The following is a 23,878-nucleotide window of genomic DNA, read 5'->3' as shown; positions in this document are numbered from 1 at the left end:
TTCTCAGCTTTCTGCTGCTGCGGTGAGCAGGGTCGGGGTCGCCGGTCGAGTGTGCGCAGGCGCTGCCTCCGACGACAATGCGGCAGGACGGGGGATCGCCTCGAGCAGAGTGCGTGTATAGGCCGAGCGCGGGCGGGTGAAGATCTCTTCGGTCGCGCCGTCGTCGACGAGGTGTCCGCGTGACATCACGGACACCGTATCAGCGATCTGTCGGACGACGGCGAGGTCATGGGTGATGAAGACATAGGTCAGACCCAGCTCCCTCTGCAGCCGGTCGAGCAGGGTCAGGATCTGCGCCTGCACGGTCACGTCGAGGGCGGAGACCGCTTCGTCGAAGACGACGAGTTCGGGTTCGACGATGAGGGCGCGGGCGATCGCCACCCGCTGCAGCTGTCCGCCGGAGAGCTCTGCCGGACGCCGGTCGAGGAAGTCGCCCGGCAGGGCCACCCGATCCATCGCTTCGGCGACGAGCCCTGGCCGTGATGCACGGTCGCCGAGGCGGAAGTTGCGCAGAGGCTCGATCAGAGTCGAACGGATCGACTGCTTGGGATCGAGCGCGGAGAACGGATTCTGATGCACGAGCTGGACGGTGCGGCGGAACTCCCGCATCCGCTGCCGTGAGGGCCGACCGCGTCCGAGCTCGGCGGCGTCGAAATCTCCGATGCGCACCTGCCCGGACTGCGGTGTGAGGAACCCGGTCAGCGCCTTGCCCGTGGTCGTCTTGCCCGAACCCGATTCGCCGACGAGACCGTGCGTGGTGCCCCGAGCCACCGTGAAGTCCACACTCTCGACGCCGGTGATCTGATCATCGGTCCGGTCGAAGACGTGGGTGAGTGATTCGACGGAGACGAACGGGCGCGCGGACTGCCCGACCGCCTCGGCGCGGGGAGGACGAGCCCTCGTCTGCAGAGCGGGGGCGTCGGAGATGAGGCGGGAGGTGTATTCGGTGGCCGGGTCGGAGAAGACATGACCGGCCTGACCCGATTCGACGAGGCGTCCACCCTGCATGACCACGACCTCGTCGGCGCGCTCGCCGGCGACGGCCAGATCATGGGTGATGAAGAGGACGCCCATCCCGGTCTCGGCGCGCAGCTCGTCGAGGAGGTCAAGCACCTGCTTCTGCACGGTGACGTCGAGGGCGGAGGTGGGTTCGTCGGCGATGAGCAGACGAGGACGCAGCGCGATGGCAGCGGCGATGAGCACCCGCTGCCGCATCCCGCCCGAGAGCTCATGCGGGAACTGGTCGGCCCGTTTCTCCGGCCGGTCGATGCCGACCCGTGCCAGCAGCTCGATGGCCTGGGCGCGGGCCTCTGCCCGGTTCGCGCGACGGTGGATGCGCAGCGCCTCGGCGACGGACTTCCCGATGGTCTGCAGCGGGTTGAGCGAGGACCCAGGGTCCTGCGGGACGTAGCCGATCTGCGTCCCGCGCACACCCCGCCATCCGGCAGCGCCCAACGACAGCAGATCGAGATCGCCGAGGCGGATCCGCCCGGCCGTGACCTGCGCCGAGGACGGGAGCAGGCCGATGACGGCGTTGGCCGTCGTCGACTTCCCCGAACCGGATTCGCCGACCACGGCTGTCATCGAGCCGGGGCGGACCACGAGATCGAGCTCGCTCACGGCCGGGACGGAAGGGCCGCCTCGGTGGGTGTAGTCGACGGAGAGCCCGTCGATGCGCAGCAGCGAAGACCCGGTCATGATGTCACCTTTCGCAGGGTGTTGCCGATCTGATGGGTGGCGAGCACGATGGCCATGACCACGATGCCGGGCAGCACGGTCAGCCACCATGCGGTGGCCACGAAATTGCGGCCCTCGGCGATGATGAGGCCCCATTCGGGGGTCGGCGGCGGGGTGCCGTAGCCGAGGAACCCGAGTGTTGAGATCTGGAGGATCGCGGATCCGATCTGCAGCACCGCCAGCGACAGCACCGGAGAGATCGAATTCGGGAGGATGTGGCGGACGAGGACGGAGAAGAATGTGCCGCCGGAGCCGTAGGCCGCGGCCACGAAGTCGCTCGTGTTGATCTGCACCGCCTGGGAGCGGGCGAGACGGGCGAATTGGGCGATCGCCGTGACGCCGACGGCGATGGCCGCGTTGATCGTGTCGAAGCCGAGGACGACGACGATCGAGAGGCTGAGCAGGATCGCGGGAATCGACAGCAGCACATCGACGAGGCGCATGAGCACATCATCGAGCCAGCCGCGTCTGGTGCCGGCGATGAGCCCGATCGTCGTACCGAGGACCAATCCGACACCGACCGCCACGAGAGCAGCCAGCAGGGATTGGGAGGCGCCGTAGACGACGCGGGTGAAGGCATCGCGACCGGTCTGGTCGGTGCCGAACCAGTGCTCGAGGCTCGGTGCCAGCAGTGCCGGAGTGTCCCCGCCGTCGTTCGGATCGTAGTGGGTGAACAGGCCGGGGACGAGGGCCCAGGCGATGGCGATGAGCAGGACCAGCGCCGAGACGACGGTGGCCGGGGGAATCCCGGGACGCGTCCGAGCTCCGTGCACGCGGGCACGGTGTGGGCCGGCACCCTGACCACGAGTGAAGACATCGGTGATGCTCATGCGTTCTTCTCCTTCGTCTCGCCGGAGGGCGCGGGATCGGCATCCCAGTCGAGGTCGACGCCGACGCTCGCCGCGGTTGCCGTCAGGGCCCGTCGTGTGGGCCCGTCGTGACTGCGCAGGCTCCTGCTCACCGAGGCGACGCTGCGTTTCGAGCGCAGCCGGACGTCGATGATGGGATAGAGGAGGTCGACGATGAGGTTGATGATGACGTAGCCGAAGGTGGCGATGACGACGACGGCCAGCAGAATCGGATTGTCGCGGTGGGTCACCGCCTGGGCGGTGATGAGTCCGATGCCGTTGCGGCCGAAGACGGTTTCGGTGACCACGGCACCGGCGACGAGCTCGCCGAAGACGAGCCCGATGATCGTCAGTCCCGGCAGCACCGCATTGCGGGCGACGGTGTGGACGAGGAGCCACAGCTCGGAGGCGCCCTTCGCGGTGGTGACCTTGACGAACCCGGAGGCCTGCACCTCGGTGATGGAGCGGATGAGCACCTGGGCGATCGGAGCCGAGAGCGGGACCGCCACCGTCAGGGTCGGCAGCACGAGCGCTTCGGCGGGGCCGGCATCGACGACCGAGACGATTCCGAGCTGGAAGGAGAAGACCTGGCTGAGCAGGATTCCGAGCCAGAACACGGGGATCGAGATGAAGAGACTGGGCACCGAGTCGAGAACCCGACGCACTCGCGACAGCGGCCCGGTGGCCGGGCCGTAGGTCGCGAAGACGGCGATGAGTACGGCGAGGACGAGGGCGGTGACGAACCCGGAGATCGCGAGCACCGCGGTCGAGGGCAGGGCCGCGGAGATGATCGTCGATACGGCCGCGCCGGTCTGGACCGAATAGCCGAAGTTGCCGGTGAGGAATCCGGTCAGGCTGGTGATATAGCGTCCGAACCACGAGTCGTCGGCGCCGGTGGCCTCTCGGATCTCGGCGATCTGTTCAGGGGAGAGGCCCAACGTGGGATCGGCGAAGCGGGCGGTGACGCCGTCGCCGGGGATGAGGCTGAGCAGGATGAACGCCGCGGTGAACGCGAGGAGGAGGACCAGGACCGCTTGGCCCAGGCGGACGATGAGATAGCGGGTGTCGAGGATCATTTCTCTCCTGCCAGCCAGGTGCTGTAGAAGTCGGGCCGGCCCACGGGTTCGGTGGTGAAGCCGTGGACGCGGCGGCGGAAGGCGAAGACCTGCGGCTCCTCGAAGAACGGCAGCACGTAGGCCTGCTCGACGAGGTAGTTCTGGACCGCCTCGGCGGCCTGCTGACGTTTCTCATGATCGGGCTCGGAGGCCAGGGCTTCGAGGAGTTCGTCGACCTTCGCATCGATCGAACCGTCGGCGGCATCCGTGCGGTCGGCGCCGTTGAGGAAGACATCGCGGTTGACCGAGGAGTAGTTCGAGCGCAGGTTGTCGAAGTCGGCACGGGCAACCATCGAGTGGTAGATCTGCACGGTATCGAGGTCGAGGGCGTCGAGAGTCTGCTTCGATTGGTCGCCGGGGTTGATCGACAGGCGCACGCCGACGCGACGCAGCTGCTGTTGGATGAGGGTCTGGACTTCGTTCGAACGCGGCTGCGGCAGTGCGATATTCACCGTCAGGGCCAGCGGCTGCCCGTCCTTGACGCGGTAGCCCTGCCCGTTGCGTTCGCTCCACCCGGCCTCATCGAGGAGTCGGTTGGCTCTGTCCGGGTCGTATTCCCAGGAACCCGACTGATCCGTGTAGCCCATCGCGCCCTTGGCCAGCAGCCCGGTGGCCAGCGGGTAGTTCGGGGTGAAGAGCTTGTCGACGATCTCCTGGCGGTCGATGGCGGCGATGAGCGCCCGCCGGACGTCGACATCGGCGAGCAGATCGTGGCGGAAGCGGAAGTTGATGCTGTTGTTGATCCCGTTCGTCGCTTTCGCGAAGAGGCGCAGTCCCTGCTCGGTCACGCGTGACTCGTCCGGTGCCTGGACGTCGCGGACGCCGTCGGCCTGCCCGGAGAGCACGGCTCCGATGCGCACCGAGTATTCGTTGTTGACGAGGTAGTCGATGCCGTCGAGGTGGGCTCGGCCCTGATGGTCCAGGTGCGGGGGCGCCCAGTCGTAGTCCTCCCGGGCGCGGACAGACAGCTTCGTGCCGATCGTCTCGGCGGTGATGTGGAAGGGGCCGCAGGTGTGGATCTGCGTGGCTCCGCCGGGGCCGAAGCCTTCGGCGTCGAGGGTGAGGGTGGAGTCGGCGAGCAGTCCTGCGTTCATCGTCGAGGTCGCCTGGGCGAAGCCGGGGGACGGGGCGGAGAAATGGAATCGCACTCGGTGGTCATCAAGGACTTCGCTGCGTTCGTAGTTCGAGATCTGTTCGGACACCGGCAGGGTGCGTGACTCGTCGCCACGGCCGAAGAGGTCGAAGTTCCTCGCGACGTTCGCCGGAGTCAGCGGCGAACCGTCCGAGTAGGTCACTCCCTCACGGATGGTGAAGGTGTAGGTCCTGGCCTCGGCGTCGATCTCCGGCAGCTCGGTGGCCAGCCAGGGGTGCAGGTCGAGCGTCTCCGGGTCCTGCCACAGCAGGCGGGCGGAGATGTTGTTCATGATTCCGCCGTTGGGATAGAAGCCGACCGACGGCGGGTAGAGCAGCGTCCAGGTCTGCGGTTCGAAGTAGGTGAGCACCCCACCGCGCACGGGTTCGCCGTCCGCGAGGGAACCGGCGTCCCGTGGTGTGCAGGCGCTGAGGGTGAGCAGTGTGCCGAAACCGAGACCGAGTCCGAGGAGCGATCGGCGGTCGAGGTGACGCTGAGCGTGGCGCGTCGAGGTGGCGGGACGGTCGTCCGTCATGGAATGAGGTCCTTCGGGCCGGAGAGATGGAATTGCGAAACGTCAGTGTGATAGTTCAACAATATGCGGACGTTGCCGGTGCCATGGAATGCAGGCAGAGGCGATGTCCGGAGCGGGTCCCGAGGTGGAAGTGCATGGTTCGAGTTAAGCGCATCGTACTGATCGCGGTCAATCCGGGGCTTCATATTGAGACATGTTGAGCAATTCGGATTTCGACCATCAGGTCATCGTCGCACCCGACCCTCGAGAAGATGTTGAGCAATTCGAGGTTCGGGTCCGAATGAGGCACGCCGAGGATGTTGCGCGTCCGGAGCTCGTGGGTGGTACGCACCCGAGGCCCGGGATGCTGCTCGCTTGGTGGCTGGCCCTAAGGGTGCCCCGGCGACGATTCGCACGGCCCGCGCCCTCTTCGGCATTGCCCTCGACGTCGAAGCGGGGGAGACTGAGGGTCTACGCACTCATTTGAAAGGTCCGGGTGGATCATGGACGTTCCGAACACCATTCCCGCTGAACTCGACCACCTCATCATCACGGTTCCCGACCTGGAAGCCGGGGTCGCCGCCGTCGAGGAAGCCACCGGTCTGCGTGCTGTCTCCGGCGGTTCGCACACGGGGATGGGGACCGCGAACTTCCTGCTCGGTCTCGCCCCCGCGCACTGGCCGGACGGTGCCCGCACCTACCTCGAGATCCTCGGGCCCGACCCGCAGCAGGAACCGCCCGCTGATGGGACGCTCCCGCTCGACGCGCACCTGTCCACGGGGCTGACCCTGCAGACCTGGGCCATCCACCCGCGGGCCTTCCTCGCAAAGATCGCGGCCGCGAACTCCGCCGGAATCGACTTCGGCGAGGTCAAGGACATGGCCCGCGACACCGCTGACGGCGACCGCCTCGAATGGCGACTGACCACCCGCTCCCCGCTCCCGCACGCAGGTGCGCAGCCGTTCCTCATCGACTGGGCCGAGTCGGTTCACCCCGCCGAGGCGGCCCTGCCCACCCTCGAACTCCTCGAGTTCCATGTGGAATCCCCGGAACCCGAGGCGGCCCGGCAGGTGCTCGAGGTGCTCGGAGCCGGCGACGCCGAAGTTCGTCAAGGACCAGAGTGCCGCCTGCGGGCGAAGCTGCGCGGCCCCGGCGGTGTCCTCGAGTTCTGATTTCGCCGAAACACAAGCGGAGCGCCGAGACACAAGCCGGGCGTCGAAACTCAAGCCGGGCGTCGAGACACGGGATGAGCGCCGAAGCACTGCCGCGTGCACGCGTGTTTCGGCACTCAACCTGTTTCTCGACGAGGCGGCGGCTAGACTCGCATGCGTGCTCAGTCGAAACCGCCTCGCCTCCCGCTCGCACCTACGCGCCCTGACCTCCCTTGCCGCTGTCTCGCTGCTCATCGGTTTGAGCGGTTGTGCGCCCGCCGCAGACGAGGAGACCCGGCCGACCCCGAAGGCAGCCGAGACTGCCGTGGCATCGCCCGGCCCGAGTGACCAGACAAGCGGCCAGGCGAGCGACGACCCGACGGAGTCGCCTGCGCCGACCGAAACCGCGAACGTCGATGACGCCGGCGCGGCAGGAGTCAGCGAAGACGACATCGACGCTCACGGCAGCGGGAAATGGGATCGACCGGCCGAAGAGACCGGACTCAACCGCGACGGAGGCAAGACCTTCAAGGTTGCACTGCGCGTCGAAGACAACCTGCCCATCGACGTCGACGAAGCCGGCGACTTCATCATCAGGACCCTCCAGGACGAGCGCGGCTGGCAGGACATCGACGATGTCTCCATCGAACTCGTCGACGAGGGGCAGGACACGATGATCTCCATCGCCAGCCCCGACACCGTCGACGAAATGTGCCTGCCACTGCGCACCCTGGGCAAACTCTCGTGCCGCAACGGACCCAATGTCATCCTCAACGCCAAACGCTGGGTCGCGGCCACCGAGGAGTTCGATGACATCGTCCAGTATCGGCAGTACCTCATCAATCACGAGGTCGGACATGCACTGGGCCATGGTCACGAGTCCTGTCCCGGCCCCGGGGAGGCCGCACCGCTCATGCAGCAGCAGACCAAAGGTCTGCAGGGCTGCGAACCCAATGGATGGCCCTCGAAAGGCTGAGTGCGTCTGAGGCTGTGCTGCCGCTCCGTGGTGAAGGCGACTGCCGCTCCGTCCGACCGTCCGACCGTCCGACCGCGTCCGCTCCACCCGGCCGCCAGCCCCTCATCGGGGCCGTGGCGGCGTGTGACGGCGACCTCAGATTCGCGCGGGAATAACTGCAGCGGATCTCCTGTTGATTGAGTCGTATACGCTCAACTCTGAAAGAGGAGGTCGGCTTTGGCCACATTCTTCGGACCCGCAGGTTCGGGTGGAGACTCATTCGACGAGTTCCTCGCCCGCTTCCTCCAGGGACAGAACGGAGCCCGCCGCGGGCGAGCCGTCGACATCAACCGCCTGCTGAGCAAGCGCAGCCACGAAGTCATCGAGGCCGCCGCCGAATTCGCCGGCAGGCACGGACAGTCCGAGGTCGACGCACTCCACATCCTCCGCACGATGGTCGATTCCGAACCGGGAATCTCCGCCGTGCGGCAGGCAGGTGCTGACCCCGAGGCCATCGCTCACAGCATCGAAGAGCGCCTTCCGGCGAGTACCGACACCGAGGTGGAATCCACACCGACGCTGACCGGTTCGGCCCAGCGGGCGCTGCTCGACGCCTACCAGGTGGCCCGCGCCTTCGGTTCGACCTACATCGACCCGGAGCACATCTTCTTCGCCTTCGTGCTCAACCAGGAGATGCCTGCGGGCCGCATCCTTGCCCAGGCCGGAGTCACCCAGGCGGCCCTGCAGGCAGGAGCCGAAGCAGCCGAGGCCGCAGGCATGCACCCCGGTCAGGAAGCCGACGGTGAGGACGGGCAGGGATCGGTGCTGGAGAAGTACGGCACCGACCTCACGGCGCTCGCCGCCGAAGGCCGCCTCGACCCGGTCATCGGCCGTGCCGACGAGATCGAACAGACCATTGAGATCCTCGCCCGCCGGACGAAGAACAACCCCGTCCTCCTCGGCGAGGCCGGCGTCGGCAAGACCGCGATCGCCGAAGGCCTCGCACGTGCCATCCACTCCGGCGATGTGCCCAAGCAGCTGCACGGCAAACGCATCATCTCCCTCGACATGCCCGGAATGCTCGCGGGCACCCGCTACCGAGGCGACTTCGAAGAACGACTGACCGGGGCGCTGAATGAGATCGCCGAGGACGGAGACATGATCGTCTTCGTCGATGAACTCCACACCCTCGTCGGCGCCGGCGGCAACGGCGAAGCGAATTCGATGGATGCCGGCAACATCCTCAAACCGCGACTGGCGCGCGGCGATCTGCACATGATCGGCGCGACCACGCTCAAGGAATACCGCACGATCGAGAAGGATTCAGCTCTCGAACGCCGATTCCAGCCGGTGATCGTGGGCGAACCGAGCGTCGCCGATGCCGTGACGATCCTCGACGGACTCAAGGACCGCTACGCCGAATTCCACGAGGTCACCTACACCGACGAGGCGGTCCGGGCCGCCGTCGAACTCTCCAACCGCTACATCACCGACCGGTTCCTTCCGGACAAGGCCATCGACCTCATCGACCAGGCCGGTGCCCGGATGTCGCTCAAGCGCGGACCCGGTGTCGACATCGACGCCCTCAAGCTCAAGCTCTCCGAGCTCGAGGCCGAGAAGAAGTCCGCGATCGAGGTCGAGGACTACGAACGCGCCGGACGCCTGCGCGATGAGACCACCGAGGTGGCCGCCCGGATCGACACCGCGGAGAACCCGGGTGCCGACGCCGCGAAGACCGTTGCCGCCGAGGCGATCATCGACGACCAGGAGATCGCCCAGGTGGTCTCCCGTGCCACCGGAATCCCGGCGGCCCGGATGACGCAGAGTCAGAAGGTGCGCCTGGCGAACATGGAGGACGTCCTCCACGATCGTGTAGTCGGGCAGGACGAAGCGGTGACCGCGGTGTCACGCGCCATCCGCCGCAGCCAGACCGGGATGAGCGATCCCGACCGGCCGATCGGCAGCTTCCTGTTCCTCGGCCCCACCGGTGTCGGCAAGACCGAACTGGCCAAGGCGCTCGCACAGACCCTGTTCGATGACGAATCCGCGATGATCCGCTTCGACATGAGTGAGTTCGGCGAACGCCACACCGTGTCCCGTCTCGTCGGTGCCCCTCCCGGCTACGTCGGCTACGACGAGGCCGGGCAGCTCACCGAGCAGGTCCGCCGCCGCCCGTACTCGGTCATCCTCCTCGACGAGGTCGAGAAGGCCCACCCGGATGCGTTCAACCTGCTGCTGCAGGTCCTCGACGACGGACGGCTGACCGACGGTCAGGGTCGGACGGTCGACTTCCGCAACACCGTCATCATCATGACGAGCAACCTCGGTTCGGAGTTCATGTCCGGCACTCCGCTGGGCTTCGCCTCTGGTGCCGCCGAGGATGCGGAGAAGGACCTCAAGGCCAAGGTCATGGGTCGGCTCAAGGAGTTCATGCGTCCGGAGTTCATCAACCGCATCGACGACACCGTGATGTTCTCCCGTCTCGATCGTGAGCAGCTCCACGCCATCGTGGGCCATCAGCTCGAGGCTTCACGGCAGCGTCTCGAGGCTCAGGGCATCGGTCTCGATGTCTCGCCCGAGGCTCTCGACTGGCTCGCCGACGCCGGGTATGAGCCCGAATTCGGTGCCCGTCCGCTGCGCCGGGTGATCCAGCGCGAGCTTGATGACCGGATCGCCGATCTCCTCGTCACCGAGGCGGTTGGCGACGGTGGCCGGATCCGCGCCACCGTCGTCGACGGGGATCTCACGGTCACGCCCGAGGCCCGACAGGAGGTCATCACCGCCTGATCGCCGAGGCGGTCGTGCACCGACCGTCGAACCGAAGAGCCCGAGGTAGGAGGATCGCAGGTCCTTCACCCCGGGCTCTTCGTCTGCCGCGCGAATCACTGCGCCGCATAATGCGCTGTTCCGCACAAAGCGCTGTTCCGCAGAATCGCAGTGCAGCACGAAGCGCTGCACCGCACCGCTGAGCCCGACGGACGTTCTCAGCTCTTCACCGGCTGCTCCTCATTCGCGCCGAGGAGGCGGTTGAGGACGAGTCGTTCGCACAGCGTCCACGTGGTCGTCGTCGCCAGATAGAGAGCGGCAGCCAAGGGGACGAAGAGCGCGATCACTGCGGTGATGAAGGGCATGAAGCTCAGGGTCTTCATCACTCCCGACAGGTCCGGCATCGCCGGGGACTCGTGGCCTGATCGGGCCGGGGGAGCTGCGGGAGTCTCCGAGGCAGCGGGGGTGAGCAGGTGGCGGGAGAAGCCGGCGACGACGGCGATGAGCACGACGAGGATGAGGTAGACGGTCATCGCCGAACCGGTCAGCTCTCCGGCGCCGAGCAGCTTGACGAAGCTCGTGCTCAGGGGTAGTCCGAGGAACGTGTGTCCGAGCAGCTCATTGGTGTGCCCGCCGATCGTCGCGTTGATGAATAGTCCGTAGACGGCCATGAGCACGGGCATCTGTGCGAGCACCGGCAGGCACCCGGCGAAGGGGGAGGCGTTCTCCTCCTTGTACAGCTCCATGAGCTTCTGCTGCTTGAGCTCGGGCTGCTTCTTGTACTTCGTCTGAAGCTCGCTGATCTTCGGTGCGAGCCGTTTGCGGGTGATCCCGGCTTTGACCTGGGAGACTCCGACGGGGATGAGCACCGCCCGCACCAGAAGGGTGAGCACGATGACGGCCAGTGCGGCGCTGAAGCCGCCGGCTAAGGGTTCGAGGAACGAGCTGATGCCGGTGACCACGGTGTATGCGGCTTCGACGAGCAGGCGGATGGGGAGGAATTCATAGATATTCATCTGGGCTGTGTCCTAGGGACTGGGCGCACTGCGGCGCGGGTGAGTTGGGCCGAATGAGGCCATCACCGTGACGAGGCAGGAGGACACTTCGCGGACGGATGCACCGTCGGTCGGGGAGATTCCCCGCGCCGAGGCGGCACGCGGGTTCCGTGCGAAGGGCACCCGGGTCCCGTGCGAAACGACACCCGGGTCCTGTGCGAAACGGCACCCGGGTCCTGTGCGAAACGGCACCCGGGTCCCGTGCGACAGCGCGGGGGAAGCGTCGTTCAGGCGATGGCGTGAACGACGCCGGTCGGCGCTCTGGCCAAAGCCGTACCCGGAGTGCCGGGTTCTTCGGGCATCCGGAACTCGCGCACACTGCTGCGCATGTCCGGCAGCGACGGTGGACGCGTCGACAGCGACAGCACGCGCAGCAGAGCGATGCTCGCCCAGGCAGCGATCGGCGTCAGCAGGGCCGCGCCGAGGAGAGCCAGAACGATGAGATGAATGGGGGATTGGGGAACGACCGAGTCGAGATCGGAAGACAGCACGACGACGAGCAGCTGCAGAGTCAGCCACATATTCGCAATCATCTCGTCCCCTTTCCTGTGCGTCGATGCTAGCACGCGAGCCCGCGTGGCGGTCTCAGTCCTGCGCGTCGGCGGCGAGGTCCGGATCTCGGGCGAGACGCACGAGCGCGGCCGCGAACCCGGCGAGGTCCTCTTCGTCGACCAATGCGGCCAGCTTCTCGTCCTGCTCAGGCAGACCGGCCGTCTTCGCGCCCTTGCGGACGAGCGGGTCGAAGGCGGGCCTCACCGAGGGCCAGACCTGCTGGACCTCTCGGAGGAAGATGGACGCCCCGGTCGGACCGATCCCGGTGAATTCCTGCAGGAGCTTCGCAATCCGGCGAGGCTGCCCCTCGGCCTCATCGCGCAGCTTCCGCAGGTCCCCGTCCCAGCGGTCGATGAGCAGACCGGCGGCCTCGGACAGACGGGTGGCGGTGCTCTCGTCGTACCGCCGATAACCACCGCGTCCGAGCGCATCGACTCGCTGTTGCCACGTGCTCGCGCGCAGGCTCTGCGGAGTTCTCCACTTCGCCGAGAACAGTTCGCGCGCGCTCGCGAGGGCGATGTCAGAGCTGATGCGCGTCGACAGGAGCAGGCTGAGGACGAGCAGCTGCCACAGCGGGGCCGGCTTGTCCCGGAGAGTGATCGAGGCCTCCGCGGCGAAGGTGCGACCGTGCGCATCGAAGAGGCGGCCGGCCCGATCTCGCTGTGTACTCATGCGGCCGATCCTATGTCCGAGGCCGGTCGAAGAGTCAAGGGTCGCCGGTGCCTCAGCTGCCGGTGTTCGTCCGCTCACAGCGGCACCGTCCCGCTTCCAGCGGATTTGTGCCCGATACGCCGTCACCAGGTCGCACAGTTGAGGCATGCACACACGATCCGCAACCAGCCCACCGATGTTCTCCGACGCCGACGAGTCTCCGCCGACGACCACGATCCCCGAATCCCAGCGCATGCTCTACGCCTACCGATCCGTCGTCTTCAACGGAGAGCTGCGCGACGAGAACGGAATGGAGATCATCTCCCGCCTCGTCCTCCTCTCCGCCGAGGATCCGCGATCCGATATCCACCTGTGGATCAATTCTCCGGGCGGATCCGTGCCGATGATGCACGCGATCGCCGACACCATCGCCGCCCTGCCCAATGATGTGGTCACGATCGCCTTCGGGTGGGCTGCCTCGGCGGGGCAGTTCGTGCTCAGCATGGGCACGACAGGGAAACGTCTCGCCCTGCCTCGCGCTCGTATCCTCCTCCACCAAGGCTCGGGTGGGATCGGCGGAGCCGCCGCCGACATCGAACTCCAAGGCGACGACCTCCGAGAGGTCCGGGACTCCGTCCTGCAACGGATCGCCGAGGCGACCGGGAAGACGCACGAACGCATCTTCGAAGATTCACTGCGGGACCGGTGGTTCACCGCCGAGGAGGCGATCGAGTACGGACTCATCGACCGGGTCCTCACTTCCCCGGCCGACCTGCACGCCCAGATCGGAGGAGGGCGATGAGCCAGTACACGATTCCCAATGTCGTCGACCGCTCCGGGGGCAGCGAGAAGATCGTCGACGTGTACTCGCATCTGCTCGGCAACCGCATCGTCTACCTCGGCGTGCCCATCGACGACGGAGTGGCGAACACGATCATCGCGCAGCTGCTCCACCTCGATTCGAGCAGCCGGGATCTGCCGATCAGCATGTACATCAACTCCCCGGGCGGGTCACTGACCGCGATGACTGCGATCTTCGACGCCATGCACCACATCGGCGCACCCGTGGCCACCACCTGCGTCGGGCAGGCGGTCGCGGATGCGGCCGTGCTCCTGGCCGCAGGAGAGCCCGGTCAGCGGGCGATGCTCGCACATGCCCGCGCAGTGCTGCGTCAGCCGCATGCCGAAGGTGCACGGGGCACGATTCCCGACCTCATCGTCGCCGCAGACGAGATCGTCCGACAGCGCCGAGAAGTCGAAGAGATGCTCGCCGGCAGCACAGGGCGGACCCCGGAGCAGATCCACCGTGACTTCGATCGCGACCTCGTCCTCGACGCCCAGGCGGCACGGGACTTCGGACTCGTCGACGTCATCCTCTGACTCCCTGCTCCCGCCGAGGTGGTCGGAAGTACTCCCCGAGGATGACGACGGCGTCGAATGCAATGGTCGTACGCATCGGCACTGCGGTCGTCTCACCTGCGATCTTCTTCGCGGCGAGGCGGCCGGGACCGCGCGCGGCCGCACTGGCAGGACTTGTCCTCCTCGACATCATCACCCTCAACCGACGCCGGTGGCGGCAGGCCGGGGGACCGCCGTGGGCGAATGCGGCACGAGAGGGGACGAGGAGCGCCGAGGCGACCCTGGCGCAGCGTTTCGCCGAAGGCGACATCGAGGAAGCCGAATACCGCGCCCGCCTCGAGGTGCTGCGGGCGAATCGGCTCGAGGCCGGCAACGGCTGAGTCGTTCAGGCAGCCAGAGCGAGCCGCACCTGACCCGCTGCCGGCGGCGAGGGTGCGGCCCGCGTCATATCGGCGGCGGAGAGGAGCGTGGTCGCGGAGACTCCGGAGGTCATGCCGACAGCCGCGAGCACGAGGATCTGCGGCAGCTGCATTCCGAGGACCGCTGCGACGGCCTCGATGACCTCCGACGACGGGTCCTTGAGTCCGCGTTCGATCTCGGAGAGAAACTGGGTCGAGACCCCGGACCGTTCGGAGACCTGTGCCAGGGTGAGACCCATGTCGGTGCGGCGCAGTCGGAGTGCGCGGCCGAGCGCCTCACGCCACAGCAGCGGCGGGGTCGGACTGTGCGGGAGCATGTGGGTCATGTGGTGAGCCTACGATCTGCAGGGCCGCCTCGGCGAGAGCTTCTGCTCTCAGCAGAGAAGGAACTTCGACGTGAAGTGACTCACAGGCATTGCGGAATCGGCAGTCAGTTAAGTTAGGCTGTCCTACGTTAATGTCGAGGAGTCGCATCAGGCTCCGACCACTGTCGAAAGGACAGGAATGTCAGTTCCTCACAGCCGCCGGGCCGTCATCGCCGGAGCGCTCGTTGCGCTCTCGCTCACCGCCACCGCCTGCGGACAGGGATCGCAGTCCGCGGAGGAATCCGGGTCTGCCGATTTCGAGACCGTGACGATCAAGCACGCGCTGGGAGAGGCGGTCATCGAGTCCGAGCCCGAACGCGTCGTCACCCTCGGCCAGGGATCGACGGAGACCGCGATCGCGTTGGGCAAGACTCCGGTCGGTATGGAGGAATATGCCTGGGGCAGCGACGACACGGGGTACATGCCGTGGATCTATGAAGCCGTGAAGGACAGAGGAGAGGAGCTGCCCAAGCAGTTCCAGGGCGACACGGAACTCGACGTCGAGGCCATCGCCGAACTCGAACCCGATGTCATCCTCGCCCCCTGGTCGGGTGTGACCGCTGAGCAGTACAAGCAGCTCGATGACATCGCCCCGACCGTGGCCTACCCGAAGCAGCCGTGGACGATCGAATGGGATGAGCAGATCACGACGATCGGGAAAGCGCTCGGTCAGGAAGAGGAGTCCGAGGGCCTCGTCGACGACATCAAAACCCAGCTGAAAGAGGCCAAGCGGGACGAGTACAAGGACCTCACGTTCTCCTACGTCTACAACTCGGGGCCCGGCACACTCGGTGTCTTCTATCCCTCCGAGCAGCGCGTGGCAATGGTCTCCGCGCTCGGATTGACCCCGGACCCGGTCATCGACGAGCTGAAGAAGGACTACGACGAACCGGGCACGGACTCGGCACTCATCGGTCTGGAGAATGCCGACAAGCTCAACGACTCGGACCTCATCTTCACGTTCTACTCCGATGCGAAGAACAAGAAGGAAGTGGAGTCCCAGGGACTGTACGCAAACATTCCCGCCGTCAAATCCGGCGCCGTCGTGGCATCAGAGGACCAGGCCTTCGTCACCGGGTCCTCGATCATCAACCCGCTCACCGTCCCGTGGACTCTCGAGCGCTACGTGCCGATGATCGACAAGGCAGTGAAGAAGCTCGACAAGTAGAACAGGGGGCCGGCCGGGAAGCAGGGCGTGCTCAGTCGAGCGCGCTCAGCTTCTGCCAGTCTTTCCAGCTGTAGACCCAGTCGGAGATGTCGCTGTCCTGAGTCGACAGGCTCACGTGGGAGCCGGTGATCTCGACGGGGTCGCCGAAGATCGCCGAATCGAAGTACTGCTTCGCCCGTTGGGTCGAGAGGTTGATGCAGCCGTGGGAGACGTTCTGCGAACCTTGGACGCCGGTCGACCAGGGGGCGGCATGGATGAATTCGCCGTTGTTGTGGATGCGCACGGCCCACTGCACATCGGTCTCATAGTCCCACTGCTCTGACTTCATCGTGTAGTCGGCGGCCTTCGACATCACCACGTGGGTGCCGTTGTACGACGGAGATTTCGGGGCGCCGAGGGATGCGGGGAAGTCCATCACCTCTTTGCCGTCACGGGTGACGACCATGCGGTGGGTCTTCGCGCTTGCCTCGACGACCTGTTTGCGGCCGATCTCGAAATCGAGGGTGAGGTCGTTCTGCCCCACGCTGTTCTCGCCCGTGGGCACATTCTTCAGCGGCACGTCGACGGAGACCTTCGAATGGGCGGGCCAGAACTCCTTCGGGCGGAAGTGCAGTCGGGACTGCGGATCGTCGTACAGCCATCCCCAGGACCCTTCGACCTTGCGCTCCTTGCCGTCCTTGTCGGTGACCTTCACCGAGAGTCTGCGTTCCACATCGTCGCGGAAGTCTTCGGACACGGTGGAGCCGAAGCTGAGGATGATGGGAGCGGCGACGCCGACCGTCTGATCGTCGGCGAGCGTCGTGCGCACCGACATCGGCGCGGCGGTGGTGGCACCGACGGCCACCGTGGTCTTGAGCTCGGCTTCGTCCCCGTCTGGTGTGGTGGCGGTGGCCTCCACGGTGTACTCGCTGTCGGCGACGAGATCATAGCGGGAGATCCAGGCGGCGGACTCTGCAGGGGCGGTGACCGCCTCGGCGCCGTCCTTGTCTTTGGTCTCGCCCGAGGCGGCCTCGGATGAGGAGCTGTCGCTCGGTTCGGAAGACGTGGACGTCGGGGTCGAAGAGCCCGCCTGCGCATCGTCATCGGTGTCGAGGGTGGTGCCGGAGACGTCGAAGAAGGTGCCCGGGTCGGCGGTGATGCGGGGGTGCTCCTGCTCGGTGACGGAGACGTCGGTGAGGGTGGCGTTCTCGACGGCGATGCCGATGCGCTGCCCGGCTTCGAGATCGAGCTCGTCACCGGATTCGACGACCTCTCCGAAAGCGTCGCCGGTCGGGATGGCTGCCGGTGCTGATGCGCTCGGGGCCGCGGTGGATGTCGCCTCATCGGTGGGCGGGGAAGACGGGGCCGCCTCGGCGGCGGTCTCGGCCGAGTCGTTCGTGATGGCACCGACGCGGAAGACGGGATCGGCGGCTGCCTCGGCGGTCTTCGCATCTTTGCGAGTCGCGTCGGGGTCGGAGCTCGACGGCGTGCACGCCGTGAGCAGGGCAAGCACCGAAAAGGCGGCAATAGCCCCTTGGATCTTCTTGGGCAACAGGGAACCTCGTTCGAACACAGGGATGAGAGCTGCGAACAATGGTAATGAAGTGAAATCACGAAAGTATTAACGAAAGCGCTTCTCAACCCTGGAAATAGGCGACCGCGGGGCATTGTCGGCGGGACTGACCTGGGCCGACGGGGGAAAAGGGGAGTTGTGAAATTGTGATCTTCAGGCAAAAAGGACTCCCCGTGCACCCGCCAGAGCTCGCTTACCCTTGCTGCCTTCCGGCCCTGGGGGAGTTCACAAGATGACGCCGCACGGGGAGCCAGCGACCAGTCTAGTCGAGAGCGACCTCGGCACACAAAACGAGTGGGCGGGGCCAGAAGCTCGCGAGGCAGCGGGACCTGCCGTGGGCAGGGTTCTTCACCCGCAGGACGTGGGATGGTTCACACTCGGCCACTGCGATTTCGCATTGTCGTCACGACTCGGATAAGCTGGCTCGCGGAGGATTCGCCTAGTGGCCTATGGCGCTCGCCTGGAACGCGGGTTGGGTTAACGCCCTCAGGGGTTCGAATCCCCTATCCTCCGCAGTTAGAAGCCCCCGGGAAACCGGGGGCTTCCGCTTATTTCCGGGGCAGATGGGGGTCCGGCGGTGCTGGCCGATTCCCGTCGCATCCCGGCGATTCCTGGAATCATGTGGTCAAAATGTGGTCACGGTACGGGCGCGGCTGGCTGGGACTGAGCGGCTGACAGTGAGGTAAAGCAGCCTCGGACCCGGGTATGGCCCGAACGACGCAACGGAAGCCCGAGCCTCTAGCGGCTTATCTTAGACCTTGAGAGTACGGACCTCTTTCGTACGGTCGGCGCTCGTTTGAGCGCGGCGCTGCTGTTGCCTTGATGCTACTAGGGTGTGTCTCTTAATTGGTTCTGAGTGTCAGGACCGTCTCCGCGTGTTGGACTCCGCTGGCGACGGCTGAAGTCACCAGGGTGGACCTAGTTGGGCACTACAGGCTAACTTGTACTAGGAGTGTTGTCATCTCACAGTGAAGGAGTCCCCACCATGCGTAGTAGTCGCACTGCATCACTCGCCGTCCCGGTCGTAGCCCTCATACTCGTCCTCGTCGGATGCTCGGGAGGGGGTGATGATGCCGCTGGCGGCGACTCAGGTGATGCATCGCCTGAGGAATGGTTCGCACAGAATTGCCCCTTAGAGCTGTCTAGCACGGACAAGAGCGAAACCTTGGCGATGGTCCAAGGACCGGTCGCGATGGACCCGCAAGACATGAGCGCTGACACGAGGGAGAGCGAACTCGCGCTCTACACATACGATGAGTCCACTGCCTCGGCGGAGGTAGCTGGTGAGCTAGGTAGTGACACTCCGTTTTGCTACAAGGCGAATCAAGAGGGGGTGGAAGGGTCGGACCCTACTTCCGAATCCGATTATGACATTCCTTTGTATCCCGTTTCGATGCCTGACTCGGACTCGGTCTACATTGAAGGCGACATGGCAGAAGGGATCGCTTTCGAGAAGGAGGAAAAGCAACTCGATGGTGTCAGCATGGTGATTCCCGAAGAGTTGGCTGATATCGACTCGGCTATCGACAACGTTGCCGATGACCAGGTGGAGTATTGCGACTTGCAGGGGAGTCTCTGCGGCGGCTAAACGGAATGTCCGGGATACGGGGAGTCATGGCTATAGAGGCTGTGACTTCCCGTTTTTTTGCTTTTTGTGGCAGCACTCTTAGGCGGCCATCAGAATCTTCAAGATGTTGGACCCGAGCCTGTCCTGGCATTGCTCTTGGTGAGTCAGGCGATGCGTAGCGTATAGCCGCAACGAACGCGCCCCCAGGCGCGAGCAGTTCGCGGCGGGAGTCTACGAGGGGGTTCAGGGCACAGTGTCGAAGCTCGCACGGACTGACAAGCAGGAACATCCTCAGAGGCAGGATGAGCCCGAGATTGGCTGACGATAATGGTGAAATGAGAACCCCCGAGGCCGTGGCCCCGGGCGTTCTCATTCGATGACGTCAGGATCACTGTGCGATCCAGTCGTCGTTGCTGTCGCGCATGTAGTCGGAGACCTCGCCTCCGATGCCGATCGTGCCATCGGACATCACCGACATCTGGATCTCGGCGAATGTGCTGATCCTCTTGTCATCGATGTCATCGTTGTCCGGTGTGCTGTAAATCGGCAGTTCCACATTGGTGGCATGATCCGGGTCGGTCTCCGAGGCAGAACAGTTGTCGACGACGGTCATCGTCGACAGGTCGTCGCTGATACAGGTTCCCGACTTGGGGGCAGACTCATCCAGCTCGGAAGCCGAACGGACGTCGTCCTCATTCTCGCCCATCGCCCTGGGGATGACTTCGACCTCGGTCATTCCCAGCTGTTCGTTGATCTTAAGGTGCCGGTAGAGGACGTCTTCTCCGCTGTTGTAGGGGTTGACATACTTGTCGGCGTCCCAATCGACAGCCTGGCCGAAGAAGCTGCTGTAGTTCTTGGAGATCTGCTCGTCTTCGACACCGTCGGCCTTTTCCTTCTTGATGTCCTAGGCGATCCATGCGACGAGGCCCTCAGCACCGGTGACAGAGTCTCCCTGGTCATTGACCTTCTTGAGCAGGAGTCGCAGCTTATGGTCATTCTGACCGAAGGGATCGACGGTGCTGGTGATCGATCCGGGCTGACCGTCTGCGTAGTCGAGATCGAGGTCGACCGCGCACAACTTAGCGTCATCGAGGTCGTGGGCCGTGGCGGTGAAGCCATCGGGGATTGTTCTGTTGTCGGCCCAGGGGCGACCTCGTCGGCCGACTCTGGGTGGGAAGAGCTGCGCGATGGTCTCCCACATGGAGCCTGAAAGTTGAGTACGAACAGTTACGGGATCCACGATTCCATGTCAGAACTCCAATTTTAAGGAGACACGCTCTAGTCATTTCCTGAGCAACTCGGTCAGGTCTTCCAATAATTCATTACTGCGTTTTGACTGCTTCGCCGTCTGAATAGTGGCAACAGAGAACTCCAGGATTAGTCTGACCAGTATGAGCCAGATTAGTGGTACGCAGATACCTCCGACTAGGCCGAGGAAGAAATAGCCTATTTCGTCTTGGTTCTGGCTTACCTCCAGACCAATCAATATTGCGACCAAACCGGTAATGCCAGCCACGACTATGGAAATACGGTAGAGGATGCTCGCCCAGTGAACACTGATATATGTATTAAACGAGGCGTCAACTAAAGCATCAAAGAACCTCGCTTGCTTTCTGCGCATGCCAGAGCCTGACGCCGTTTCCTGATCTGCAGAGGCTACTGTCGGTGGTGTGGAAGGGGTGACTCGGGGATTGAAGAATTGTTTTGTCCCCGTCGCCAGGTGATTATCTCCTGCGGGCGTTTGCGGTGCTGAAGCGTTCGGGTCTCTACAATCATCCAGAATTAGGCCGCTGGCAACGGCGTGTTTGTATTCTCTCTCTGTGGGATTCCTGCCATTCTGAATTTGAAAATGAGATAGCCACTGTTCGTAATGTGCTCTGTTGTCGCTCGAAGATCTCGCTTCCGCACTCTTTTGATTGATCCAATGTGCTAATTCTGGATAGCACTGAGGATGCCGTAGTATCGATGGCCAAAGGTCATGACGGTGTTCAGCCAGTAGCGCTAGTGTGGTCGGCTCAATGTTCGAATCGGCAAAATTGGAAGCGCTGAAGCTGGATAGATGGCGAATTGCTTGTTCAGTAAGCTCCCGCTCATCGTCGCCAGGGTGGTCTGCATTCTGGTTACTACCCATGTGTAAAGAGCCTTCCTTTATCCGACGGGAAGATTGGTTTCGTGGCGGTCCGGTGCAACTCAGACAAAAGCTGCTACGTGTGATCAAATTCTTGTTTGATATTTCTATTCATTATTTCTTTGTCTTATCAATCTCCGCCAGGATGGAGGTCTTCCATGTTGCCCGACTGCCATTCTTGATTTTTAACTTCTTCATCATTTTTGAATATGGTCAGACCCAGGTAATTGATCTTATAAGAGGTCGATCCATTTTCTGCCGTAAGGGTTGTGCCGGACGAACCGTTGGAGACGGTTGCCGGAAACACTACGTAGCCGAGCTCGTCACTGCCACCGACGTAAGTACTTTCATCTGAATTAGGAGATATATCGCATATTCGAACCGTATACTCCGCCGTAGTACCCATATACGCCTCGGACTGTCCCTCTGGGCAAGCTCCTGTGGTTTCGGGGTCTGAGGCAACAGTTTCGTCTGGTGTGGACTCCGATTCCTGGGCAGGACTCTGTTCTGTGCTTCGCGATGTATCTGCAGGACGAGCTTCCTGCGTCGGAGATGCCGAGCTGGGTGGTGCTGCTCTGTGTTCTCCTTGACTGACTCCGCTGGGGAGGACCTTGACAATGATGAAAAACGCGGCAAGCCCGAGCGCAAGAATGCTCAGCGCGATGATCATTGCAGGTTTCGTGATTGCGTAGGTTCTGGTCTTAGCATTCCTGCTGGTTTCACGATTCGGCTCAGAATCTGTAGACCGGAAGTCTGATGAGGGTGGAGGTGGAGGCTTATCCGATAAAGGCTGATGCTGTTGTGGTCGATGAGAGTCCGATTCGTTCATTGGGGTTTCACCATCGTCATTCATTCTCGTATTCTTCGCACTTTTCTTGAATATCAACGGGAAGAAGTGGTTTGTCGCAAAGAGCATCGCGGATTGCGTCGTCGGAATCGTCGTCTTCTGATTCGTCGGAACTCTCGCTGTCTTCTTCGTCACCTTCGTCAGCGGCATCGTCCGGAACTGCGTCTGGTGGCGGCTGGATATTTGGTAAAGGATCGGGTTCAGCTATTCCGAGCGAGTCGAGGAGTGTTTTTGTCGTTTCAGGCATCTCTTGCTGCAATGAGTCGTGCGCAGGAGAAGCGTCTTCCTCCTCTTCCGTGTACGTCCGCTCCTCTTGGGGCGCTTCGTACAACTGAAGGAAGATCGCAAAGTCCCGATTCCAAGTGAACCGGTTTGCTTGCACGGAAAAGAGTCCGGAACCAAGATCGTCATCGCTGATACTCGAAGTAATTTCCCACGCAGCGGACTGGTACCCCTCGTCCGCCAAAGCATCAAATTCATATGGGTCCTGTTGGACGGAAGAACTGGTCTGGCTAGAGGAGAATGTCTCACAGTTGGGCACTGATGCTTGAATCCCTGACACCAGGCTCTGGAGCTGTGTTACGTCGGCGTCGGCGTCGGTTTCGGTACTGTGGAAAATGTAAGCTCGATGCTCTTGAAAGAGCGTATCCGCCTCGGGCTGGGACTTCCATTCGACCATTGCACCAGTCACGTTCTCGGGGAACTCGAACTCGCCACTGAGCAGGTCGCAACTAGCTAGATCGGCAGATTCGATGGCCGGATCATCTCGAGCGATCGTGCGTACTGTCTCCCCCCACTCGCCAGAAGCGGAAATCGCCTCTTCAGTAGCGGTCTGTGCGTCATTGGGCAACGGTGAAGTCTCTTCATCGGCGAGTTGGCGAAGCGCTTGAACCATCCGATCATAGAGAGGATCTTCACTTGATTGCGATTCACGGGCTTCTGTCTCTTCCGTCGGCGGAGAGTCTTTGGTTTGCGAACGGAAATATAACGCGGAGAGTATGAGCGCGAGCGTGATGACCGAAGCCCCCACAATAACGGCAATTGATCCTGTATTTCGAGGAGAGTTCATGCATACCAGTTTCGAGTTGAGTTGTGGGGGCGTGATGTGTTCAAAGGCAATGCGGAGGTGCGTCTTCGTCGGACAACATCGTTTCGTGTGGTTACGGTTCGGCTGAATAACAACTCGGGATTTCGTCGGAACGTGGCAGTGGTTGCTGTTCGTGTGGGTATCACACTCTTCAGTCTCGACATACAAACTCCTGAGGTCTAGACAGGCTGGCTGCTACAAGCTGGTCGCGGCGATCAAGCTACTTTGCCACGATATCCATCAAAGCACTGCAATGCTAGTAATAGGTGCTATATGCGACGTTTTCTAAACAACGGGCCAAGTTAGTCCGTCCGAACGGTCGGGAACGGGCGCAAGTTGCACGATGAGCCAGCGGCACCAAGTTGAGGGCAAGATGTACCTCCCTGTGCGGCTGTGAACACGCTCTGATGGCGTGAGTCCACCGTTGCCGGTCTGGGTTTTCGATTGGATGCCCTACGGCGCGCTTGGTCGAGTTCTGTTCGCCTGTATTTGTCGCTCAGACACTTGTAACAAGCGGCACGAAGATCATGGCGGCCTGGTGGGTTATTGGCCGGAAATATCGTTTGGTTCCTCCTCTCGGCGTTTTGAAATGGCAGTCCAGTTCTATGCAGAACGACGTGGATTTGACGTCTGTGACCGGTTGATGCCATCGAATCGGCTTAGAGTGCGATCAGCTCTCACGATTCTCTCCCGAGTCCTAGATCACTCAGTCGGATCACTGGAACCAAATATACATGGTGTTAGAGGAGTGTTGCTCGCAGACCATGTCAACGTGGGATTGGAGGCTCTGCGGAATGAAGCGTGGTGACTGAGCAGTAGTCCAGTCGGTGTGTCGATGAGGGCAACGAAGGATCGGAGCCCCCATCATCGGAAGTGACGAAACAACCCACCGATGGAGACTCCGACCGTG

Annotated in this window: 22 protein-coding genes, 1 tRNA gene and 1 other RNA gene; 10 read left to right on the top strand and 14 right to left on the bottom strand. The window is 63.3% G+C overall.

All coding sequences use genetic code 11. The features are described 5' to 3' along the window. Nucleotides 1–3 precede the first annotated feature (3 nt). The 4 genes from EB835_RS18420 to EB835_RS18405 are packed head-to-tail and all read right to left on the bottom strand — an operon-like array spanning nt 4 to nt 5,367. Nucleotides 4–1,698 (bottom strand): dipeptide ABC transporter ATP-binding protein, encoded by a 1,695-nt coding sequence (locus EB835_RS18420; protein WP_135810896.1) that lies wholly within the window; start codon nt 1,696–1,698, stop codon nt 4–6. After that, the gene (locus tag EB835_RS18415; protein ID WP_240688847.1) at nt 1,695–2,567 is read right to left on the bottom strand and encodes an ABC transporter permease; all 873 of its coding nucleotides are present in this window, start codon (nt 2,565–2,567) and stop codon (nt 1,695–1,697) included. Before EB835_RS18415 ends, EB835_RS18420 begins: the two co-directional genes overlap by 4 nt. Further along, the gene (locus EB835_RS18410) at nt 2,564–3,661 is read right to left on the bottom strand and encodes an ABC transporter permease (protein WP_135810895.1); all 1,098 of its coding nucleotides are present in this window, start codon (nt 3,659–3,661) and stop codon (nt 2,564–2,566) included. Before EB835_RS18410 ends, EB835_RS18415 begins: the two co-directional genes overlap by 4 nt. Beyond that, complete coding sequence (locus tag EB835_RS18405) at nt 3,658–5,367, bottom strand: TIGR04028 family ABC transporter substrate-binding protein (protein WP_135810894.1); 1,710 nt, start codon at nt 5,365–5,367, stop codon at nt 3,658–3,660. Before EB835_RS18405 ends, EB835_RS18410 begins: the two co-directional genes overlap by 4 nt. 482 nt (nt 5,368–5,849) lie before the next feature. Between EB835_RS18405 and EB835_RS18400 the strand changes: the two genes are divergently transcribed. From EB835_RS18400 to EB835_RS18390, 3 genes are all read left to right on the top strand, one after another. Further along, entirely contained in the window at nt 5,850–6,518 is a 669-nt protein-coding gene (locus tag EB835_RS18400) for a VOC family protein (RefSeq protein ID WP_135810893.1), read from the top strand. A 157-nt stretch (nt 6,519–6,675) separates the two neighbouring features. Then, nucleotides 6,676–7,473: a DUF3152 domain-containing protein gene (locus EB835_RS18395; protein ID WP_135537326.1), complete on the top strand. Its 798-nt coding sequence runs from the start codon at nt 6,676–6,678 to the stop codon at nt 7,471–7,473. A 216-nt stretch (nt 7,474–7,689) separates the two neighbouring features. Next, nucleotides 7,690–10,239, top strand: coding sequence for an ATP-dependent Clp protease ATP-binding subunit (locus EB835_RS18390; RefSeq protein WP_135810892.1), 2,550 nt, complete (start codon nt 7,690–7,692; stop codon nt 10,237–10,239). 197 nt (nt 10,240–10,436) lie between these two features. Here the strand turns inward: EB835_RS18390 and EB835_RS18385 are convergent, their stop codons facing one another. The 3 genes from EB835_RS18385 to EB835_RS18375 form a co-directional block, all read right to left on the bottom strand. Next, the gene (locus tag EB835_RS18385) at nt 10,437–11,234 is read right to left on the bottom strand and encodes a YidC/Oxa1 family membrane protein insertase (RefSeq protein WP_135810891.1); all 798 of its coding nucleotides are present in this window, start codon (nt 11,232–11,234) and stop codon (nt 10,437–10,439) included. Nucleotides 11,235–11,500: 266 nt separating this feature from the next. Further along, on the bottom strand, nt 11,501–11,806 hold the full coding sequence (locus tag EB835_RS18380; RefSeq protein ID WP_135810890.1) for a hypothetical protein: 306 nt from the start codon (nt 11,804–11,806) through the stop codon (nt 11,501–11,503). A gap of 52 nt (nt 11,807–11,858) precedes the next feature. Further along, nucleotides 11,859–12,497, bottom strand: a complete 639-nt coding sequence (locus EB835_RS18375) for an endonuclease (protein ID WP_135810889.1) — start codon at nt 12,495–12,497, stop codon at nt 11,859–11,861. A gap of 145 nt (nt 12,498–12,642) precedes the next feature. On the opposite strand from EB835_RS18375, the gene EB835_RS18370 reads away from it, so the two are divergent. Genes EB835_RS18370 through EB835_RS18360 form a run of 3 tightly spaced genes read left to right on the top strand, consistent with a single transcriptional unit; the run spans nt 12,643 to nt 14,215 of the window. After that, nucleotides 12,643–13,278: a ClpP family protease gene (locus EB835_RS18370; protein ID WP_135810888.1), complete on the top strand. Its 636-nt coding sequence runs from the start codon at nt 12,643–12,645 to the stop codon at nt 13,276–13,278. Continuing rightward, nucleotides 13,275–13,856: a ClpP family protease gene (locus tag EB835_RS18365; RefSeq protein WP_135810887.1), complete on the top strand. Its 582-nt coding sequence runs from the start codon at nt 13,275–13,277 to the stop codon at nt 13,854–13,856. The genes EB835_RS18370 and EB835_RS18365 overlap by 4 nt, the downstream gene beginning before the upstream one ends. A 41-nt stretch (nt 13,857–13,897) precedes the next feature. Next, nucleotides 13,898–14,215, top strand: a complete 318-nt coding sequence (locus EB835_RS18360; protein WP_135810886.1) for an SHOCT domain-containing protein — start codon at nt 13,898–13,900, stop codon at nt 14,213–14,215. Between the two features lie 5 nt (nt 14,216–14,220). Here EB835_RS18360 and EB835_RS18355 read toward each other — a convergent pair whose 3' ends face one another. Beyond that, nucleotides 14,221–14,580 (bottom strand): helix-turn-helix domain-containing protein, encoded by a 360-nt coding sequence (locus EB835_RS18355; RefSeq protein ID WP_240688846.1) that lies wholly within the window; start codon nt 14,578–14,580, stop codon nt 14,221–14,223. A 178-nt stretch (nt 14,581–14,758) separates the two neighbouring features. On the opposite strand from EB835_RS18355, the gene EB835_RS18350 reads away from it, so the two are divergent. Next, entirely contained in the window at nt 14,759–15,787 is a 1,029-nt protein-coding gene (locus EB835_RS18350) for an iron-siderophore ABC transporter substrate-binding protein (protein ID WP_135810885.1), read from the top strand. A gap of 31 nt (nt 15,788–15,818) precedes the next feature. Here the strand turns inward: EB835_RS18350 and EB835_RS18345 are convergent, their stop codons facing one another. Next, nucleotides 15,819–17,318: a L,D-transpeptidase gene (locus EB835_RS18345; protein WP_240688845.1), complete on the bottom strand. Its 1,500-nt coding sequence runs from the start codon at nt 17,316–17,318 to the stop codon at nt 15,819–15,821. A 180-nt stretch (nt 17,319–17,498) separates the two neighbouring features. Further along, an RNA gene (gene ffs, locus EB835_RS18340) (signal recognition particle sRNA small type) lies at nt 17,499–17,594 on the bottom strand. Nucleotides 17,595–17,767: 173 nt separating this feature from the next. Between ffs and EB835_RS18335 the strand changes: the two genes are divergently transcribed. Both EB835_RS18335 and EB835_RS18330 read left to right on the top strand, forming a co-directional pair. Next, a tRNA-Ser gene (locus tag EB835_RS18335) sits at nt 17,768–17,852 on the top strand. A gap of 679 nt (nt 17,853–18,531) precedes the next feature. Next, a complete protein-coding gene (locus EB835_RS18330; RefSeq protein WP_135810884.1) occupies nt 18,532–18,927 on the top strand; it encodes a hypothetical protein in 396 nt (131 codons plus the stop codon). 367 nt (nt 18,928–19,294) lie between these two features. Here the strand turns inward: EB835_RS18330 and EB835_RS18325 are convergent, their stop codons facing one another. Next, the gene (locus tag EB835_RS18325; protein ID WP_135810883.1) at nt 19,295–19,642 is read right to left on the bottom strand and encodes a hypothetical protein; all 348 of its coding nucleotides are present in this window, start codon (nt 19,640–19,642) and stop codon (nt 19,295–19,297) included. 24 nt (nt 19,643–19,666) lie between these two features. Here EB835_RS18325 and EB835_RS18320 point away from each other — a divergent pair, with 24 nt between their 5' ends. Further along, nucleotides 19,667–20,116 carry a hypothetical protein gene (locus EB835_RS18320; RefSeq protein ID WP_135810882.1) on the top strand — a complete coding sequence of 150 codons (450 nt, stop codon included), beginning with the start codon at nt 19,667–19,669 and terminating at the stop codon, nt 20,114–20,116. Nucleotides 20,117–20,188: 72 nt separating this feature from the next. Here the strand turns inward: EB835_RS18320 and EB835_RS18315 are convergent, their stop codons facing one another. From EB835_RS18315 to EB835_RS18305, 3 genes are all read right to left on the bottom strand, one after another. Next, nucleotides 20,189–21,037: a DUF4282 domain-containing protein gene (locus tag EB835_RS18315; RefSeq protein WP_135810881.1), complete on the bottom strand. Its 849-nt coding sequence runs from the start codon at nt 21,035–21,037 to the stop codon at nt 20,189–20,191. A gap of 127 nt (nt 21,038–21,164) precedes the next feature. Beyond that, complete coding sequence (locus EB835_RS18310; protein ID WP_205749978.1) at nt 21,165–21,887, bottom strand: hypothetical protein; 723 nt, start codon at nt 21,885–21,887, stop codon at nt 21,165–21,167. Continuing rightward, nucleotides 21,880–22,950 carry a hypothetical protein gene (locus tag EB835_RS18305; RefSeq protein ID WP_135810879.1) on the bottom strand — a complete coding sequence of 357 codons (1,071 nt, stop codon included), beginning with the start codon at nt 22,948–22,950 and terminating at the stop codon, nt 21,880–21,882. The genes EB835_RS18310 and EB835_RS18305 overlap by 8 nt, the downstream gene beginning before the upstream one ends. Between the last annotated feature and the right edge of the window lie 928 nt (nt 22,951–23,878).

The organism is Brevibacterium sp. S22, assembly GCF_004745485.1.
Lineage (GTDB): Bacteria > Actinomycetota > Actinomycetes > Actinomycetales > Brevibacteriaceae > Brevibacterium.
The sequence above is the reverse complement of the archived record's forward strand: the minus strand, read 5'-3'. Positions and strand labels throughout refer to the sequence as shown.

What these genes read in the sequence shown, in the direction of transcription:
- EB835_RS18385 (WP_135810891.1), bottom strand. Translation starts at nt 11,234, where the DNA reads ATGAATATCTATGAATTCCTCCCCATCCGCCTGCTCGTCGAAGCCGCA.
- EB835_RS18310 (WP_205749978.1), bottom strand. Translation starts at nt 21,887, where the DNA reads ATGAATGACGATGGTGAAACCCCAATGAACGAATCGGACTCTCATCGA.
- EB835_RS18325 (WP_135810883.1), bottom strand. Translation starts at nt 19,642, where the DNA reads ATGACCGAGGTCGAAGTCATCCCCAGGGCGATGGGCGAGAATGAGGAC.
- EB835_RS18330 (WP_135810884.1), top strand. Translation starts at nt 18,532, where the DNA reads ATGGACCCGCAAGACATGAGCGCTGACACGAGGGAGAGCGAACTCGCG.
- EB835_RS18405 (WP_135810894.1), bottom strand. Translation starts at nt 5,367, where the DNA reads ATGACGGACGACCGTCCCGCCACCTCGACGCGCCACGCTCAGCGTCAC.
- EB835_RS18305 (WP_135810879.1), bottom strand. Translation starts at nt 22,950, where the DNA reads ATGAACTCTCCTCGAAATACAGGATCAATTGCCGTTATTGTGGGGGCT.
- EB835_RS18315 (WP_135810881.1), bottom strand. Translation starts at nt 21,037, where the DNA reads ATGGGTAGTAACCAGAATGCAGACCACCCTGGCGACGATGAGCGGGAG.
- EB835_RS18365 (WP_135810887.1), top strand. Translation starts at nt 13,275, where the DNA reads ATGAGCCAGTACACGATTCCCAATGTCGTCGACCGCTCCGGGGGCAGC.
- EB835_RS18410 (WP_135810895.1), bottom strand. Translation starts at nt 3,661, where the DNA reads ATGATCCTCGACACCCGCTATCTCATCGTCCGCCTGGGCCAAGCGGTC.
- EB835_RS18415 (WP_240688847.1), bottom strand. Translation starts at nt 2,567, where the DNA reads ATGAGCATCACCGATGTCTTCACTCGTGGTCAGGGTGCCGGCCCACAC.
- EB835_RS18360 (WP_135810886.1), top strand. Translation starts at nt 13,898, where the DNA reads ATGACGACGGCGTCGAATGCAATGGTCGTACGCATCGGCACTGCGGTC.
- EB835_RS18375 (WP_135810889.1), bottom strand. Translation starts at nt 12,497, where the DNA reads ATGAGTACACAGCGAGATCGGGCCGGCCGCCTCTTCGATGCGCACGGT.
- EB835_RS18380 (WP_135810890.1), bottom strand. Translation starts at nt 11,806, where the DNA reads ATGATTGCGAATATGTGGCTGACTCTGCAGCTGCTCGTCGTCGTGCTG.
- EB835_RS18400 (WP_135810893.1), top strand. Translation starts at nt 5,850, where the DNA reads ATGGACGTTCCGAACACCATTCCCGCTGAACTCGACCACCTCATCATC.
- EB835_RS18420 (WP_135810896.1), bottom strand. Translation starts at nt 1,698, where the DNA reads ATGACCGGGTCTTCGCTGCTGCGCATCGACGGGCTCTCCGTCGACTAC.
- EB835_RS18355 (WP_240688846.1), bottom strand. Translation starts at nt 14,580, where the DNA reads ATGACCCACATGCTCCCGCACAGTCCGACCCCGCCGCTGCTGTGGCGT.
- EB835_RS18370 (WP_135810888.1), top strand. Translation starts at nt 12,643, where the DNA reads ATGCACACACGATCCGCAACCAGCCCACCGATGTTCTCCGACGCCGAC.
- EB835_RS18350 (WP_135810885.1), top strand. Translation starts at nt 14,759, where the DNA reads ATGTCAGTTCCTCACAGCCGCCGGGCCGTCATCGCCGGAGCGCTCGTT.